Source organism: Sphingobium sp. GW821-FHT02B05 (assembly GCF_059421905.1).
In genome coordinates, this window is the sequence record NZ_JBWKVW010000001.1 from 1629425 (window position 1) to 1646649 (window position 17225).

General features: G+C 64.5%; 16 protein-coding genes and 1 tRNA gene. 9 read left to right on the forward strand and 8 right to left on the reverse strand.

Features of this window, described 5'->3' with window-relative positions; all coding sequences use genetic code 11:
* Nucleotides 1-106: 106 nt before the first annotated feature.
* The 3 genes from AC07UX_RS08200 to AC07UX_RS08210 form a co-directional block, all read right to left on the reverse strand.
* Nucleotides 107-817, reverse strand: coding sequence for a response regulator (locus AC07UX_RS08200; protein WP_495191413.1), 711 nt, complete (start codon nt 815-817; stop codon nt 107-109).
* Entirely contained in the window at nt 814-1302 is a 489-nt protein-coding gene (locus AC07UX_RS08205) for a hypothetical protein (RefSeq protein ID WP_495191414.1), read from the reverse strand. The genes AC07UX_RS08200 and AC07UX_RS08205 overlap by 4 nt, the downstream gene beginning before the upstream one ends.
* Before the next feature lie 104 nt (nt 1303-1406).
* Nucleotides 1407-1931 carry a hypothetical protein gene (locus AC07UX_RS08210; protein WP_495191835.1) on the reverse strand — a complete coding sequence of 175 codons (525 nt, stop codon included), beginning with the start codon at nt 1929-1931 and terminating at the stop codon, nt 1407-1409.
* 219 nt (nt 1932-2150) lie between these two features.
* On the opposite strand from AC07UX_RS08210, the gene AC07UX_RS08215 reads away from it, so the two are divergent.
* The gene (locus AC07UX_RS08215) at nt 2151-3119 is read left to right on the forward strand and encodes a magnesium and cobalt transport protein CorA (protein ID WP_495191415.1); all 969 of its coding nucleotides are present in this window, start codon (nt 2151-2153) and stop codon (nt 3117-3119) included.
* On the opposite strand, the gene AC07UX_RS08220 is transcribed toward AC07UX_RS08215, so the two are convergent.
* Nucleotides 3097-4161: a LacI family DNA-binding transcriptional regulator gene (locus AC07UX_RS08220; protein ID WP_495191416.1), complete on the reverse strand. Its 1065-nt coding sequence runs from the start codon at nt 4159-4161 to the stop codon at nt 3097-3099. The genes AC07UX_RS08215 and AC07UX_RS08220 overlap by 23 nt on opposite strands.
* Before the next feature lie 254 nt (nt 4162-4415).
* Here AC07UX_RS08220 and AC07UX_RS08225 point away from each other — a divergent pair, with 254 nt between their 5' ends.
* The 8 genes from AC07UX_RS08225 to map all read left to right on the forward strand — a co-directional run bounded on the left by AC07UX_RS08225 (nt 4416) and on the right by map (nt 15436).
* Nucleotides 4416-6791 (forward strand): TonB-dependent receptor, encoded by a 2376-nt coding sequence (locus tag AC07UX_RS08225; RefSeq protein WP_495191417.1) that lies wholly within the window; start codon nt 4416-4418, stop codon nt 6789-6791.
* A gap of 97 nt (nt 6792-6888) precedes the next feature.
* Nucleotides 6889-8598, forward strand: coding sequence for a glycoside hydrolase family 3 protein (locus AC07UX_RS08230; RefSeq protein ID WP_495191418.1), 1710 nt, complete (start codon nt 6889-6891; stop codon nt 8596-8598).
* Nucleotides 8592-10520, forward strand: coding sequence for a glycoside hydrolase family 3 protein (locus tag AC07UX_RS08235; RefSeq protein ID WP_495191419.1), 1929 nt, complete (start codon nt 8592-8594; stop codon nt 10518-10520). Before AC07UX_RS08230 ends, AC07UX_RS08235 begins: the two co-directional genes overlap by 7 nt.
* Before the next feature lie 8 nt (nt 10521-10528).
* A complete protein-coding gene (locus AC07UX_RS08240) occupies nt 10529-11461 on the forward strand; it encodes a formylglycine-generating enzyme family protein (protein WP_495191836.1) in 933 nt (310 codons plus the stop codon).
* Complete coding sequence (locus tag AC07UX_RS08245) at nt 11458-13101, forward strand: sulfatase family protein (protein WP_495191420.1); 1644 nt, start codon at nt 11458-11460, stop codon at nt 13099-13101. Before AC07UX_RS08240 ends, AC07UX_RS08245 begins: the two co-directional genes overlap by 4 nt.
* Before the next feature lie 35 nt (nt 13102-13136).
* Entirely contained in the window at nt 13137-14393 is a 1257-nt protein-coding gene (locus AC07UX_RS08250; protein ID WP_495191421.1) for an MFS transporter, read from the forward strand.
* A 63-nt stretch (nt 14394-14456) separates the two neighbouring features.
* Complete coding sequence (locus AC07UX_RS08255; RefSeq protein ID WP_495191422.1) at nt 14457-14669, forward strand: ParD-like family protein; 213 nt, start codon at nt 14457-14459, stop codon at nt 14667-14669.
* Nucleotides 14666-15436, forward strand: a complete 771-nt coding sequence (gene map, locus AC07UX_RS08260) for a type I methionyl aminopeptidase (protein WP_495191423.1) — start codon at nt 14666-14668, stop codon at nt 15434-15436. Before AC07UX_RS08255 ends, map begins: the two co-directional genes overlap by 4 nt.
* A gap of 85 nt (nt 15437-15521) precedes the next feature.
* Here the strand turns inward: map and AC07UX_RS08265 are convergent.
* From AC07UX_RS08265 to grxC, 4 genes are all read right to left on the reverse strand, one after another.
* Nucleotides 15522-15598: transfer RNA gene (locus AC07UX_RS08265), tRNA-Arg, on the reverse strand.
* Nucleotides 15599-15632: 34 nt separating this feature from the next.
* Entirely contained in the window at nt 15633-16118 is a 486-nt protein-coding gene (locus tag AC07UX_RS08270; RefSeq protein WP_495191424.1) for a DUF1178 family protein, read from the reverse strand.
* On the reverse strand, nt 16115-16945 hold the full coding sequence (locus AC07UX_RS08275; protein WP_495191837.1) for a carbon-nitrogen hydrolase family protein: 831 nt from the start codon (nt 16943-16945) through the stop codon (nt 16115-16117). The genes AC07UX_RS08270 and AC07UX_RS08275 overlap by 4 nt, the downstream gene beginning before the upstream one ends.
* A gap of 5 nt (nt 16946-16950) precedes the next feature.
* Entirely contained in the window at nt 16951-17208 is a 258-nt protein-coding gene (grxC, locus tag AC07UX_RS08280; protein ID WP_495191425.1) for a glutaredoxin 3, read from the reverse strand.
* Between the last annotated feature and the right edge of the window lie 17 nt (nt 17209-17225).

Below are 17225 nucleotides of genomic sequence, written 5' to 3' on the forward strand. Positions count from 1 at the left end.
TTTTGCTGCGGCGCAGCGGGATTGTTAAAAACTATGTCTGGCCAATGAAAGCGCCCGGCGAGCGAAAAACCGCCCGAAATGGCGGTTTTTCGCAATCCTTTGCCATTCAGCGCCGATCGACCACCGCGCTGAACATATATCCCACGCCGCGCACAGTAACAATCGGCGCAGCCCGGCCGCCCTCCCCCAGCTTGCGGCGCAGCCGGCTGACCAGCACGTCGATGCTGCGGTCCGACGAGGGCGTGTCGCGCACCCCTGCCAGTTCCATCAGCCGCGCGCGCGCAATCACCGTCTGGGAATGGTCGAGGAAGACCGATAGCAGCGAAAATTCCGCCGCGGTCAGATCAACCTGATGTCCGGCGGGGTCCGTCACCTCGCGCCGGGCAAAGTCCACCACCCATCCTTCGAAAATCGCCTCCGTCTGGCGACGCAGACCCAGTGCCCGCTCGCCCCGCCCCCGACGCAGCACAGCCCGCAGCCGCGCCGCCAGTTCGCGCGGCGAATAGGGCTTCGCCATATAATCGTCGGCGCCCAGTTCCAGCCCGACCACCCGGTCGACCTCCGAACTGTTCGCCGCGACAAGGATGATGGGCACGTCACTGCGTTCGCGCACGTCGCGGCACAGGTCCAGCCCGTCCGGTCCGCGCAGCGCCGCATCCAGCACCAGCGCGCCGACCGGCGTAGTGGTCAGCGCGCTGTAAATATCGTGGGCAGAAGCCGCCGGCAGGGCGCGAAAACCACTCTGCTCCAGATATTCACGTATCGTCTGCCGCAGATCCTGATGTGTCTCTGCGATCAATATCAGCGGTGGACTCATCCGCCTTTCACGACGCCTTTGGTCAGCGCGCGCACGCCATCCAGCTCATTGACCAAAACGGCACGATCCTGCTGCGCGACGGCGACGGCTTCGGCCGACCGGGTGGCCGCATAGCGGGCGACCTGCGCGTCGATCTGGTGGCGGGCGGCTGTGCAGGTGCCGGCATAGCTGCCCGACAGCGGGGCGAAGCGATGGATCGCCTTGCCAAAGGCCGGGATCGCCTGACCCTGGGCAGCGACCGATCGGGTCACGGAGACGTCGGCCTGCCAGCGGCAAACCGGGATCGCGCCACGATTGGCGAAGCGGGGTTCCACCTCTCGCAGGCTGATTGCCGGCTGGGCGTGATAGCTGGCCGTATAGGCCTGCGCGCCATGGCTTATGTCGGTGCTGTGGATGGTGCCGGGGGCAGCGGCAAGCGCCGCCACGCTGGATGCCAGGATCAGGAACATGGATGTCTCCTCTGCGTCATGGGCGATCTGCGCCATCTTGGCCGGGCAGATACGGATGACAGAGGATTAAGGCTGGCAAATGTCTCCGCAATTTGCCGAACGTAACAAATCATTGCTGAAGTTCGGTTTCAGGCAATGATTCATTGCGCTGCCAGCAATATCGGATTGGGCATAGGCGCTACCATGCCGCGAACATGGCCGATCAGCGCAGACAGCCACAGGGCATCGCCCGCTGCGCGATGCCGGGTCGCCCCCCGCCCGTCGGCAAAGGCCACGGCCGCGCCCACGCGGGCCTCGTCCGCTTGTTCCTCGTCGAACAAGGTGGCGACATGCTGGATGGTGAAGGGCGACGGCACGCCCGCTGCGGCTGCCAGCGTATCGAGCCAATATTGGTCGATCAGGCTGTCGGCGATGACCCGATGCCCCTGCGTGGCGGCGATCAGCTCGGCAAGCACCACCGATGCCGGCAGACCTTCATACGCGATCCGTTCGCGGCTCAGGCCGTGCAACGCCTCGGCTTCGGGTGTCCAGTCCCAGCCGGCCCAGTCGTCATGCGGGCGAATCAGCCAGCTGCGCGACATATCGCCATCGGCTATCCCCACTTCGATCGGGAAGGACCGTCCATGGCGTGGCAGGCAGGACGCCTCGAAATCGATGGTCGTGATGTGCAAGGCACAGCTCCATATTGTCGCGCGGCATGCCCCCTCCAAGCCTGCGCCGCGCGTTTTTCCATGCGCCCCTTTCGGCCCGAACTATGTCATGGGCAAGTCAATCGCCAGCCCCTTCAGCAAAAATCATATGGGCCGAAACTTCGGTGCGGCGAAGGGCGCGACGGCGCCGAAATTGTCTGCTAGGCACCCGAAACCAAAGGGAAACACCACGTCATGACCGTCGTCGCCGCCTATCTCTATCGCAACGGCCAGCGGGTCCGCCCGGTGGCGATCGACGAGCGAATCGACTGTGCGCCCGACAAGTCCGAATTCATCTGGATCGGTGTTGCGGAACCGACCGAGGCGGAAATGCAGATACTGGCCCGCACCTACGGGCTGCATCCGCTGGCGGTGGAGGATGCGATCAAGGCGAATCAGTTGCCCAAGATCGACATTTATGGCGACCAGCTGTTCGTCGTCACGCGCACCGCCCATGTCGAGGGCGATGCCATCTGCTACGGCGAAACCGCACTCTTCTTGGGGCATAATCATATCATCAGCGTGCGCCATGGGTCCGCCCGCGCCCATCTGGCCCTGCGGGAAGAATTGGAGGCGGTGCCATCCCGTCTGGCGCAAGGCGTGGACTATGTGCTGCATGCCATCATCGACTTCATCGTCGATGGCTATCTGCCGATCATCGAGGGGATAGAGGAGGAAGTGCTGGAGATGGAACAGCGGATGATCGACCATTTCCTGCGCCGCGAGGACATTACCCGCATCTTCAGCCTGCGCCGCCAGTTGATCCGGTTCCAGCGCATCCTGCTGCCGATGCAGGAGGTGGCGACCAAGTTCGTCAAGATGGACCTGCCCTGCATCGACCCGGAAGCCCGCCCCTATTTCAGCGATGTGCGCGACCATGTCCGCCGGGTGCAGACGATGGTGGACGATCTGCGCGAGATCCTGAACAGCGTATTCGAATCCAGCAATCTGCTGGAGCAGCAGCGCACCGGCGACATCACCCGGCAACTGGCCGCCTGGGCCGCGATCCTGGCGGTGCCGACTGCGATCGCCGGCATATATGGCATGAATTTCGAACATATGCCCGAGCTGCGGAGCCGCTACGGCTATCCGGTGGTGCTGGGCGTGATCGCCGTGATCTGCACCCTGCTCTATACCCGGTTCAAGAAGCTGAAATGGTTGTAGCCGGCGGTGGCGCCACCGACTCGCGGATCACCAGTTCATGGGCCAAATAGTCGTTCACTCGCTCTGCGCCCCCTGCCCCGTTACGCGCCAGATTGATCGCCAACGTCGCGGCCTGCGCCGAAATCTGCTTGCCCGGATGCTTGACCGTGGTGAGCGACGGCCAGATCTTTACCGCGATCGGCGTGTCGTCGAACCCCGCGACGGACAAGTCGCGCGGCACGTCCAGCCCGCGCCGATGCGCCAGTGAGACGATCGCGGCGGCCATGTCGTCATTGCTGGCGAAGATGGCGGTCGGCCGGTCGGGCAGGTCCAGCAACGCCGCGCCCGCGACCAGCCCCGATTCAAAGCTCATATCCCCGGTCGCGATCAATTCCGGCCGGATCGGAAGCCCCGCCGCCCGCAGCGCCGCCTGATAGCCTTCGCAGCGGGTACGGTGGATGAGGTGCCCTGCGCCGCCGCGAATGAAGCCGATGTCCCGATGGCCCAGGCCGATCAGATAGGCGGTCATGTCCAGCGCGGCGCCGAAATCGTCGATCCGCACGCAATGATCGCCCGGCAGTGCGTCACCCGGCGACATGGCCACGACCGGCACCGGAAAGTCGCGGGTCAGGCCGTGGCGATTGGCAACCTCGCAATAGGGCGGCACGATCAGGATCGCATGCGCGCCATTTTCCACCATACCCTGCATCTGCTGTGCGATTTCCCTGGGGTCGCCGCTTTCCAGCGGGCGCAGCAACAGTTGCGCGCCCAGCCGGCTCGTCGCGTCCAGCGCGCCTACCAATATGGAACTCAAAAACGCATTTTCGATATTGCGGTAAAGCAGACCGATTCGCGTCGCGCTGGCGCTGGCCAGCGACCGCGCCGCCATGTTGGGCACATAATTGAGCTCACGCACCGCCGCCATCACCGTATCGCGCGTGCTTTGCCGTACCTTGCTGCTGTTGTTGAGCACATTGGACACGGTCATGGCCGACACGCCGGCATGATCCGCGACGGTCTGAATGGTAATGGCCTGACTGGCACGACGCCCCGAACGGGCCATATCTGGCGACTCCCTGACCGGCGCACCCTGCACCTTGGCCAGATGTTTAACGCTATATTCCCTGCGGTTGCAAATGGCGTCGAAGGCCCCTGTTGCAGGAAATCCGCAACATGACGGGAAAATGTAGCGCTAAAATATTGCTGTTGACATTGCCGTCACTGCGGAAGATTTAGCGCTACAACCAAGCGGTCAAACCGCTGGTCGGACCAGTTGCACAACCGCACGCCAAAACGGTGCGGATCAGGGGAGGATATATGCGTTTTTCCAAGACCATAACGATGCGCCGCGCCGCGGTGTCCGCATTCAGCCTGGGCATCGCCCTGGCCCCTGCCGCCGCGATGGCGCAGGACGCCGCGCCGCAGACCCCGCTGGATGGCACCGACATCGTCGTCACCGCGCAGAAGCGCGCCGAACGCTTGCAGGACGTACCGTTGGCCGTGACGGCCGTGGGCGCCGACGCGCTGGCCAATCGCCAGATCAACGATAGCAGCTCGCTGGTGCAGGCCGTCCCTTCGCTGACGTTCCAGCAGGGCGCGACCCCCACCAACAGCAGCTTCCGCATCCGCGGCATCGGCACTGCGCTGTTCGGCCAAGGCGTCGAATCCTCCGTTTCCACCGTCGTCGATGGCGTCGTCGCCGTGCGCCAGACGCAGGGCTTCACCGACCTGGCCGATATCGAGCGGGTTGAAGTGCTGCGCGGCCCGCAGGGCACGCTGTTCGGCAAGAATGCGACCGCGGGCGTCATCAGCGTCACCACCGCCCGCCCCTCGCGCGAGTTTGAGGGCAAGGGCGAAGCGACGATCGCCGAGCATGGCGAATATCGCGCCCGTGGCACCGTGTCCGGCCCGATCAGCGACACGCTGCGCGCCCGCGTCACCGGCTTCTACAATGATGTGCGGGGCGTCGCTCGCAATATCGCCACCGGTAGCTGGGACAATGGGTCCAAGAGCTGGGGCGTGCGCGGCAAGCTGGAATGGGATGCGACCGAGAATCTGAACCTGCTGTTCGCGGGCGAATATCGCAAGACGGATGCGGATTGCTGCGCCTCCACCTGGATCGCGATCACCAATCCGAACCTCCAGTCGCTGGTCGGCCCGATCAACGCGACGCGCGAAAACCGCACGTTGAACGATGAAAGCGTGACCTATTCCAACAGCAAGCAGCAGACCTATTCGTTGCAGGCCGATTGGGATCTGGGCGGCGCGACCGTCACCTCCATTTCCGCCTACCAGAAATATCATCTGGACGTGAACCAGCCGATCGAACGCATCAACAGCAATGTGCCGTTGTTCGTAGGCAGCAGCGCCACCTATGCCTATTTCAGCCAGAACCATGGCATCGTTGACCTGGACGCCTTCAGCCAGGAACTGCGCATCGCCAATAATGGCAATAGCGACCTCAACTATGTCGCCGGCGTCTTCTACATGCATTCCGACATCGAACGGCCGTTCGATCGCCGCCGCGCCCGCTGCACCGCCGGCACCTTCGGCCAGCCCTGCGCCACGAGCAACATCATATGGCAATCGGCCAGGAGCGACGTTCGCCTGAAGCAGGACAGCATCGCCGCATTTGGCCAGGTCGACTATCGCATCGTGGGCGGCCTGAAGGCGATCGGCGGCCTGCGCGTGCAATATGAAAAGGGCACCAACAGCGGCACCCGTACCGCACCGATCGTGGCAGGCGACGTGATCTTCCCCGGCAACGCATCGACCAGCGGTTCGATCAGCGCCAGCGACACCGCCGTCACCGGCAAGGCGGGCCTGCAATATGAATTCAGCCGCAATGCGCAACTCTATGGCAGCTATACCCGCGGCTACAAGGGGCTGGGCTATGACATGGAAATCTCCACCAACCTGGCCGATCAGACCGTGCTGGAGCCGGAACATGTCAATGCCTATGAAGTGGGCTTCAAGGGGCGCACCGCCGATGGCGTGCTCAGCGTCACCACCGCCCTCTTCCTTGCCGACTATACCAATCTTCAGGTGCAGGCGAACCGCTCCGACATCGCGTCGGGCGTGGTGCAGTTCGTATCGACCAACGCCGGCAAGTCGCGCACCAAGGGCTTCGAGATCGAGGCGACCGTGCGTCCCGACGATCATTTCAGCCTGACCGGCGCCGTCACCTATTCCGATGCGAAGATCGATATCGATGGCCTGAACTGTCCGCAGCAGATCGCCGCGACGGCACCGGTCATGACCGGCACGCCGATCAACGTCTGCTATCGCACGGGAGCAGGGGTGACCCCGACGCAAAATCTGCGCGGCGCCACCCTGCCGGTCAGCCCCAAGTGGAAGATCAGCATCGCCCCCCGTTACGAAGCGCAGATTCCCGGCACCGACTATGCCGGCTTCGCGCAGGTGGGCGTCAACTTCCAGAGCGCCATGAACTTCTCTGTCGAGCAAGACCCGCTGCTGGAGCAGCCGGCCTATACGCTGGTCGATGCCAGCATCGGCGTGAAGCAGATTGACGGCCGCTACAGCCTGACCCTGTTCGTCAAAAATCTGTTCGACGAAAACTATCTGACCAGCATCGGCCACACATCCTTCCTGGGCGGCAATTATGATCTGGTCGGCACGTTCAACAAGGATGCCGACCGTTACTTCGGCGCCACGCTTGGCGTGAAGTTCTGATCCTGGGGGCGCGGCGGTGCCTTGCCGCCGCGCCCTTGCCGAACCGCCCGCACTTTTCGCGGCGCGGCCGCCGCGATGACGCCTTCACCGATCCGAAATGAGCAGCATCATTCACAATCCGACTTCCCCCCTTTCACCCGGCGCCGGTCCTCTTGCCCTCTCCCCGGAGGACATGGCCTGGGTGGAAAAAACCCGCGATGCGATGAGCGTCGAGGCGCAGATCGCACAGCTTTTCGTCCTGTCCGCCCGGCATGACAGCATCGCGGAAACCGACGGCCTGCTCGGTCATGCACCGGGCGGCATCCATCGCTTCCCGACGCATGATATCGACGCGGCATGGACCGCCACGCGCCATGCGGTGGAACGATCGGAAGTTCCGCTGATCCTGTCGGGCGATATAGAAGGCGGCACGGTCAGCGCGCCCTTCACAACCGCCATCCCTAACCAGATGGGCATCGCCGCTTGCGACGACCTCACGCTGAGCGCCGATCTTGCCCACATCGTCGGGCAGGAAAGCCGGGCGCTGGGCTATAACTGGTCCTTCACCCCCGTCGTCGATATCAATCGCGCCTTCCGCAATGCGGTGGTCGGCACCCGTTCCTATGGCGCCGATCCCGACCGCATCCTGGCGCAGGCGCGCGCCTATGTCCGCGCCTTGCAGGCACAGGGCGTGGCGGCGTGCGCCAAGCATTGGCCGGGCGATGGGCTGGACGATCGCGACCAGCATCTCGTCACCAGCGTCAACGACATGGACATGGACGAATGGCGCGCGACCTTCGGCCGCATATATGGCACGCTGGTCGATGATGGCGTGATGACGATCATGTCCGCCCATATCGCCCTGCCCGCCTATATCCGCGAAAAGATGCCGCACGCGGGCGCGCAGGCCTTCGAACCGGCCTCCGTCTCGCGCCTGCTCAATCATGACCTGCTGCGCGGCGAGCTGGGCTTCCGCGGGCTGATCGTGTCCGACGCCACCGTCATGGGAGGTCTCACCAGCTGGATGGACCGGGCCGAGGCCGTCCCCGCCGTTATCGAGGGCGGCTGCGACGTCTTCCTGTTCAGCCGCGATCCGGTGGCCGACATGGACCTCATGGTGCAGGGCCTTCGCGAGGGCCGCCTGTCGGAACAGCGCCTCCACGACGCCGTCACCCGCTTCCTGATGCTGAAGGCGAAGCTCGGCCTGCACCGCATGACCCCGGACGAGCGCATCGCGCCGATCGAGCAGACCCGCTCCCTGCTGCGCCAGCCCGCCCATCTGGACAGGGCTGCGCGGGCCTGCGCCGCCAGCATTACCCTGGTCAAGGATCGCGAAGCGCTGATCCCGATCGCGCCGGACAGGCACAAGCGCCTGGTCATCATTTCGGACGAAGGGTCCAGCTTCTTTTCCGGCGCGCCCGAACGCGATTTCACGCCGTTGATCGCTGGCCTGGAAAGCCGGGGCTTCACCATCCGCCATTTCGATCCCGAAGCGATGCCGACGTCGGGGGATACCGACCTCATCCTCTATCTGATCGGGCAGGAAGCGACGCCCTCGCTCAGCCATATCTTCCTCGACTTTGCCAAGCTGCACGCCAGTCCGCGCAACGGGATGATCCAGTTCAACCGGGAAATCCCGACGCTGCTCGTCTCCTTCGGCCAGCCCTATTATCTGTATGACGCGCCCAATTTCGCGACCTATATCAACGCCTATGCCTCACTGCCCGACGTGCAGACGGCATTGGTGGAGCGACTGGTGGGTGAAGCGCCCTTTACCGGGAACAGCCCGGTCGATGCTTTTTGCGGGAAGGAACAACTGACATGGTAAGCCCCCGCAGGATCGCCGCGGCATCGCTTTTCGCGCTCGCGCTGGGCGCCGCCGCGTCACCGCCCAAGGGCTGGCGCGACCTCAACCATAATGGTCGGGTCGACCGGTATGAGGATAGCCGCGCGCCCATCGACGCGCGGGTCGAGGATCTGCTGAAGCAGATGACGCTGGCGGAAAAGGCCGGCATGCTGTTGCACGGCACGCTGCCGACGCCCGGTTCCGCGATCGGCTTCGCAGGCAAGGCCTATGATGCCGATGCGACCACCAAGCTGCTCAATGATCGCCACATCAGCAGCTTCATCACCCGCCTCGTCGTGTCGCCGTCCGACCTCGCCGCGCAAAATAACGCGGTACAGAAACTGGCGGAGGCCGGCCGCCTGGGCATCCCCGTCACGATCAGCACCGATCCGCGCCATCATTTCCAGGCGACATTGGGCGCCAGCACCACCGGCGGCGGCTTCTCGCTCTGGCCCGACACGCTGGGCTTTGCCGCGCTGGGCGACACGGAAACCGTGCGCCGCTTCGGCGACATCGCCCGGCAGGAATATCGCGCCGTCGGCATTCATATGGCGCTATCGCCGCAGGCGGACCTTGCCACCGAACCGCGCTGGCCGCGCTTCGCCGCCACCTTCGGGTCCGATCCGGCCGAAGTCTCCCGCCTTGCCGGCGCCTATGTGGACGGCTTCCAGCATGGCCGCACCGGCGTCCGCCCCGATGGCGTCGCGACCGTGGTCAAGCATTGGGTCGGCTATGGCGCCGAACCCGAAGGCTTTGACGGCCACAATCATTATGGCCGCAACGCACGGCTGACCGACGCATCCTTCGCCCAGCATATCCGCGCCTTCGACGACAGCCTGGCCGCCCACAGCGCCGGCGTCATGCCCACCTATGTCATCGTTCATGGGCCCAAGATCGCAGGCCAGCCGATCGAACCGGTCGCCGCCGGCTTCAACAAGCAGATGCTGACCGGCCTGCTGCGCAGGGAGAAAGGCTTTTCCGGCCTGATCGTCTCCGACTGGTCGATCACCAATGATTGCCCGCAAGCCTGCATGGCGCCCGATGCCGCCAATCCGCAGACGCCCGCCTCGATCGGCACGCCATGGGGCATGGAAACGGCCGACAAGACGACCCGCTTCGCCAAGGGGCTGAATGCCGGTATCGACCAGTTTGGCGGCGCGAACGATCCCGCCCCGATCCTGGACGCGCTCGCCAAGGGTCTCGTCAGCGAAAAGCGGATCGACGAATCCGTCCGTCGCGTGCTGCGCCTGAAGTTCGAACAGGGGCTGTTCGACAACCCCTATGTCGATGAAGCCGCCGCAGCCCGCATCGTCGGCAACCCGCAGGCTCAAGGGCAGGCGGACGCGGTCCAGCGCGCCAGCCAGGTGCTGCTGCGCAACGACGCCGCCATCCTGCCGGTCGCGCCGGGCAAGCGCATCTGGCTGCACAATGTCGATGCCGCCGCCGCCCGTGCCGCCGACTTCACCGTGGTCGCAGACCCTGCACAGGCCGACATCGCCCTCATTCGCACCGCTACCCCGTCCGAAACGCTGCACCCGCATCATTTCTTCGGCGCGCGCCAGCATGAGGGGCGGCTCGATTTCCGCGCCGACGACAAGGATGTGCAGGCGCTTCGCCGCGCCGCCGCCCATGTCCCCACCATCGTCGCCGTGGAGATGGACCGCCCGGCCATCCTGACCGCGATCGAGCCGATGGCCCGCGCGATTCTCGTCACCTTCGGCGCCAGCGATGCCGCGGTGCTGGATGTCGTCACCGGGCGCGCAGTGGCAAAAGGCCATATGCCCTTCTCGCTCCCCCGCTCCATGGCCGATGTCGAGGCGCAAAGCCCCGACCTGCCCGATGATGGCCCCGCCCCCGCCTATCCGCGCGGCGCCGGTATCGTCCTCAAGGCGTCCGCCCAGTGACGGACGGCATGATCCATCTGCCCGGCGGCACCTTCCTGATGGGGTCGGACCGATTCTACCCGGAGGAAGCGCCGGTGCGCCGGGTGCAGGTGGACGGCTTCCGGATCGACGAAACGCCCGTCACCAACCGGGACTTCGCCCGCTTCGTGGCAGCGACCGGTCATGTCACGCTGGCGGAAATCGCGCCCGACCCCAAGGACTATCCCGGCATGGACCCGGCGATGGCACAGGCTGGATCGCTGCTGTTCCAGCGCACGGGCGGCCCGGTGTCGCTCGACGATTACAGCCAGTGGTGGCAGTTCAGCTTTGGTACCGACTGGCGCCATCCCCATGGACCGGACAGCCGGATCGAGGGACTGGAGGATCATCCCGTCGTCCATGTCGCCTTTGCCGATGCGGAGGCCTATGCGAATTGGGCGGGCAAGGCGCTGCCGACCGAGGCGGAATGGGAATATGCCGCGCGCGGCGGGCTGGACGCCGCGGACTATGCCTGGGGCAACGCACTGGCACCGGAAGGCGCGATGATGGCCAATTACTGGCAGGGCGCCTTCCCCTATGGCAACACGCTGGAGGACGGCTATGAGCGCACATCCCCGGTGCGCACCTACCCCGCCAACGGCCATGGCCTGTACGACATGATCGGCAATGTCTGGGAATGGACGACCGACTGGTTCGCCCAACCGCGCGTCGAGCGCAAGGCCAAGGGCAGCTGCTGCGTCCCGGCCAATCCCCGCGGCGGCACGAAGCGCGAGAGTTTCGATCCCGCCACGCCCGGCATCGCCATCCCGCGGAAGGTATTGAAGGGCGGATCGCATCTATGCGCGCCCAATTATTGCCAGCGCTATCGCCCCGCCGCCCGCCATGCGCAGGCAGTGGACAGCGCCACCAGCCATATCGGTTTTCGCTGCATCATCCGGGACAAGAAGGGAACCCGTCCATGACCCACGCCCGTCGCGCGCTGCGCGCCGCCGCGATCGCCGCCTGCACCCTGCTGGGTCCGGGCGCCTTCGCCAAGCCGGTGAACGCGCCGCAGCCGAAGCCCACAAACATGATCTTCGTGCTGGTGGACGATCTGCGTTACGACGCGATGGGCTTCCTGACGCCGGGCCTCCAGACGCCCAATATCGACCGGCTGGCCAGGGACGGCGTCTATTTCCCCAATGCCGTCGTCACCTCCTCGCTCTGCTCGCCCAGCCGCGCGACTATCCTGACCGGCCAGACCGCGCGCAACCATGGCGTGGTGGACAATAATAACAGTTCCGAAGAAGGGCTGACCTTCTTCCCCAAATATCTTCAGGCAGCGGGCTATCAGACCGGCTTCTTCGGTAAATGGCATATGGGCTTCGATACCGACGCCCCCCGCCCGGGCTTCGACAAATGGGTCAGCTTCAAGGGGCAAGGCGCCTATTTCCCGACCGAACAGCTCAGTCCCGAAAAAATCGCGGCGGGCGAGCGGCAGATGCTCAACGTCGATGGCGCGCATGTAAAGCGCACCGGCTATATCACCGACGAACTGACCGATTATGCGATGGATTGGCTGGAGAAGGGGCGCGATCCGTCCAAACCCTTCTTCCTCTATCTGAGCCACAAGGCGGTCCATAGCGATCCGCTGCCGCCCGATCGCTACAAGGCGCAATATGGCGACCTTCAGATCAAGCTGCCCGCCAGCATGGCGGACACGCCGGAAAATAATGCGGGCAAACCGCTATGGGTCCGGAACCAGCGCAACAGCTGGCACGGCGCCGACTTCCCCTATCACACCAACAATCCCATGACGGAGCAGGTGCGCGACTATTATCGCACCCTTTCCCCCGTGGATGAGAGCCTGGGTCGCATCCTGGCGTATCTGAAGAAGAACCATCTCGATAAAAATACGATGGTCGTCTTCTATTCCGACAACGGCTTCCTGATCGGCGAACATGGCCTGATCGACAAGCGCAACGCCTATGAACCGTCTGTGCGCGTGCCGATGATCGTCTGGGCGCCCGGCATGGTGCCAAAGGGGGTGACCAACCCCGCGGTCGTGCGCAACCTGGACCTGGCGCCGACCTTCCTCGACATCGCCCATGTGGCGAAACCCGCACAGATGGAGGGGAAGAGCTTCCTGCCCGTCGCCGAGGGCAAGATTGACGAAAAGACCTGGAACCCCGGCGATTTCGTCTATGAATATTATTGGGAATGGAGTTTTCCGCAGACCCCCACCACCTTCGCGATCGAGCGCGACCGGGTGAAATATATCCAATATCATGGCGTGTGGGATCTGGAGGAACTGTACGACCTCAAGACCGATCCGGACGAGATGCACAATCTGATCCAGGATCCCAAGTGGTTGGATACCAAGATCACCCTGCGCAAGGCGCTGTTCGACCAGCTCGCCAACAACCAGGGCGCGCATGTTGTGCCCTATACGCGCAAGACCAGTTCCGGCCTGGTCAACCGCAATATCGACGGCCCGCATGCCGCCGATTTCCCGGCCGACTGGTATGTGCAGCCCAATCTGCCGACCAAGATGAACGACCTGTTCGCTGACAGCCCGGCCAAGGCCAAAGCGGACGCCGAAGGCAAGACCTACCACCCGTGACTATGGCCAGCCGGCCCTTCTGAAAGTTCGCGTCGATGACCGCATCCCCTTCGCCGGAAACCACTCGCCCCGCCGTGTCGCTGGGCTTCGTCGCCATTTATGTACTGGCGCAGTTCGGCATCTGGGTCGCGCTGCTGACCCCGGTGGTGATGACGCTGGCGCTGCGCGTGGGTGAGATTGCGAGCGAGGCGGAGAAAGGCCGCTGGCTGGGCATCATCCTGGCGATCGGCGGCTTCGTGGCGCTGGTTGCCACGCCGGTCTGCGGCGCCCTGTCGGACCGGACGCGCAGCCGCTTCGGCCGCCGCCGACCATGGCTGCTGGGCGGGCTGCTGGTCGCGGGCGCCGGCCTGCTGCTGCTCGGCCTTGCGCCCAATCTCCTGCTGTTGGGCGTGGGCTGGATCATCTGCCAGGCCGGCTTCAACGCGATGCAGGCGGGATGCCTGCCGATCCTGCCCGACATCATTCCCGTCCGCTGGCAGGGGCGTGTTGCGGGCATGCTGGGCATGACATCGACCATGGGCACCTTCGCAGGCAGCTGGATCACCCAATATACCCAGGGGTCGTCGCTGCTGATGTTCCTTGCTCCCTTCGCGATCACCGTGGTCAGCATCGGTATCCTGTGCTTCATCCTGCCCGATCGCCAGGCCGCCGGCAGCGATGATCGCCGCCTTGGCCCCATCGCCATGCTGCGCGCGATCGGCGCCCCTTTCCGCGACTGGGACTTCAGCTGGGCCTTTGGCAGCCGCTTCCTCATCATGATGGCCTGGTCGTTCCTTTTGACCTACCAGCTTTTCTTCCTGACCGATCAATTGTCGCTGGAAAAGGCCGCCGCGACGCAGGTGATGGTAAAGTCCATGGCGATCATCGCCACCGCCACCATCGCCATATCGCTGGTCGGCGGCTTCATCACCGACTGGACCGGCCGCCGCAAACCTCTGATCTTCCTTGCCGCCGCGCTGGAGGGCGCCGGTTTCCTGACGATCGCCCTCGCCCCGTCCGTCTCGCAATTCCTGGTCGGCGTCGCCATGGCCGGCATCGGCAAGGGCCTCTATTTCGCGGTCGACCTTGCCCTGCTGGCCGCCATCCTGCCCCGGCCGGAGGACAGCGCGAAGGATATGGGCGTGTTCCAGATCGCCAACAGCCTGCCCCAGTCGCTGGCCCCCGCCATCGCCCCGATCATCCTCGCGATCGGCAGCGCGCAGGGCAATGACTATGCCGCCATCTACTTCGTCGGCTGCCTTTTCGCCCTGATCGGCGCGATCACCATCTGCCCGGTGCGCCGATCCCGCTGATCTTGCCCATTTCCCCGATGCCCTATATGAACCATATATGATTCATATAGGGCAGGATGGACTGTGGGTATCGTCAACATAGAGGATGAGCTGCACGATCAGCTGCGCAAGGCCAGCAAGGCTGCCTACCGCTCGATCAACGCGCAGGCCGCCTTCTGGATCAGGATCGGCATGTTGTGCGAACTGAACCCCCAGCTCAGCTTTCAGCAGATCGTGGCCAGGGAATATCAGGAGGCCGGCGTTGATCCCGCCCCCATGCCGGTGCCGGCAGGATGATAAAGACCCCCGCCGAAATCGAGATCATGGCGGAAGCAGGCCGGTTGCTGGCATCCGTCTTCACCTGGCTCGACGCCCAGCCGCTCGCCGGGCGCACGACGATGGACGTCAACAATGCGGTCGAGCGCCTGATCGTCGATCAGTTGCAGGCACGGCCCGCCAGCAAGGGCCAATATGGCTATGGCTTCGTCCTCAACTGCTCGATCAACCATGTCGTCTGCCATGGCGTGCCCTCAACGCAGGAGGTGCTGCGCGACGGCGACATCGTGAATTTCGACATCACGCTGGAAAAGGACGGCTATATCGCCGATTCCAGCAAGACCTACATGATCGGCGACGTCACGCCCGCCGCCCGCCGGCTGGTGAAGACCACTTATGATGCGCTGTGGAAGGGCATCGGCATGGTCCGGCCCGGTGCCCGCCTCGGCGACGTGGGCCATGCGATCGAGCGCCACGCCAAGCGCGCCGGCTATGCGATCGTGCGCGACTATTGCGGTCATGGCATCGGCACCGAAATGCACGAAGAGCCGCAGGTCCTGCATTTCGGCAAGCCCGGCAGCGGCATGGTGCTGAAGGAAGGCATGGTCTTCACCATCGAGCCGATGCTGAACCAGGGCCGCCGCACGGTACGGACGCTGGACGATGGCTGGACCGTGGTCACCACCGACGGCAAGCTGTCCGCCCAATTCGAACATACCGTGGCGGTCACGGCGACCGGCGTGCGCGTCCTGACCCTGCGTCCGGACGAAAAGCCGGCGCGGTCCTGAAAATGGCGCTATTGAGTGAGGCACTCGGAAAAGAGCGATCTGGAACCCGTCAGGGTGCCCACGCCGACGCTTGAGGCTTTAGAAATGGTGCACCCGACGGGATTCGAACCCATGGCCCTTAGATTAGGAATCTAATGCTCTATCCTGCTGAGCTACGGGTGCCCGGCGACGGCTCTATTGCGCGTCGCGGTTCCGGTCAATTCTTAGCTTGGGGTGGAATGACCGGAAAGGGCAGCGGCGCGACCTCGACACCCTCTGCGATCAGCGCCTTGGCCTCGGCCGGTGCCACCTCGCCATGGATGCTGCTGCGGTCCTGCTCGCCATAGTGCATGGCGCGGGCCTGTTCGGCAAAGCCGCGCCCGACCCAGGTGGAACCTTCCAACGCCTTGGCCTGCGCCTGCCCCAGCGCTTCGACCAGCGCCTGCATCTTCGCCTGATCCGCAACGTTCATGACCGGCGCGGTCGGCTCCTGCCGCGGGGAGGACGCCGGCGCCACTTCGGTGCGGCTATTGCCCTTCGCCCCCACGGCCGGCGCCATCACCGCCTTGGTCACGTCCGCGTCGCCGCATAGCGGACAGGTCAACAGACCCCGCGCCTTCTGGTCCGCATAATCGGTGCTGGACCCGAACCATGCTTCGAACACATGGCCCTGGCCCGCGCATTTCAGGTCGAATACGATCACGAAACAGTCACGTCCTTGGGTATCATACGGCGGTTGGAGATGGCGGGCACGCGCCCGCGCACATCCCCTATGCGCGACAGGTCGATATCCGCAAGCCCCAGCCCGGCGGTTTCGCCCATGTCGAGCAGGACTTCGCCCCAGGGATCGATCACCACGCTATGGCCATAGGTGATGCGGCCATCTTCATGATGGCCCACCTGGGCCGTCGCGATGACATAGCAGCCGGCCTCGATCGCCCGCGCGCGCAGCAGCACATGCCAGTGCGCCTGCCCCGTGGGCACGGTAAAGGCAGCCGGCGCCAGCAAGATCGTCGCGCCCGCATTGGTCAGCGCCCGGTACAGATCGGGAAAGCGCATGTCGTAGCAGATGGAAAAGCCCATCCGCCCCCATGGCGTATCGGCCGCGACCACCTGTTCGCCCGGCCCATAGACCGAAGATTCGCGCCAGCTTTCCCCCGTCGCCAGATCGACGTCGAACAGATGGATCTTGTCGTAGCGCGCCCGGATCGCGCCCGTGTCGTCGATCAGGAAACTGCGATTGGCCCAGCGCCCGTCGGCCCGCTCGCCCTTCAGGGGCAGCGACCCGATATGCACCCACATCCCTTCGCGCGCGGCGGCATCCCGCACGGCGGCCAGCACCACATCCTCCGCTTCGTTGCGCAGCGTGTTCGCCGCCCGCGCCCGGTCGCGATCCAGGCACCCGGCCATTTCGGGGGTGAACAGCATGTCCGCCCCCTCCGCCTTCGCCCGCTTCACCATCTCCACGATGGCGGCGGCGTTGGCGGCGGGATCGACCCCGCTGGTCATCTGGAACAGGGCGGCGCGCAACATGCTCATAGGCCCAGCAATGCGTCCAGCTTGCCCGCCCGGTTCAGCGCGGACAGGTCGTCGCTGCCCCCGATATGGGCGCCGTCGATGAAGATTTGCGGCACGCTGGACCGGCCGGGCGCCCGCTCCAGCATTTCCTCGCGCTTCGGGCCGCCCATCGTGATGTCATATTCTTCGAACGGTACACCCTTGTCGGTCAGCAGCGCCTTGGCCCGCGCACAATAGCCGCACCAGTCCTTGGTATAGATTTCGACCTTCGCCATGATATCGGAAAACTCCT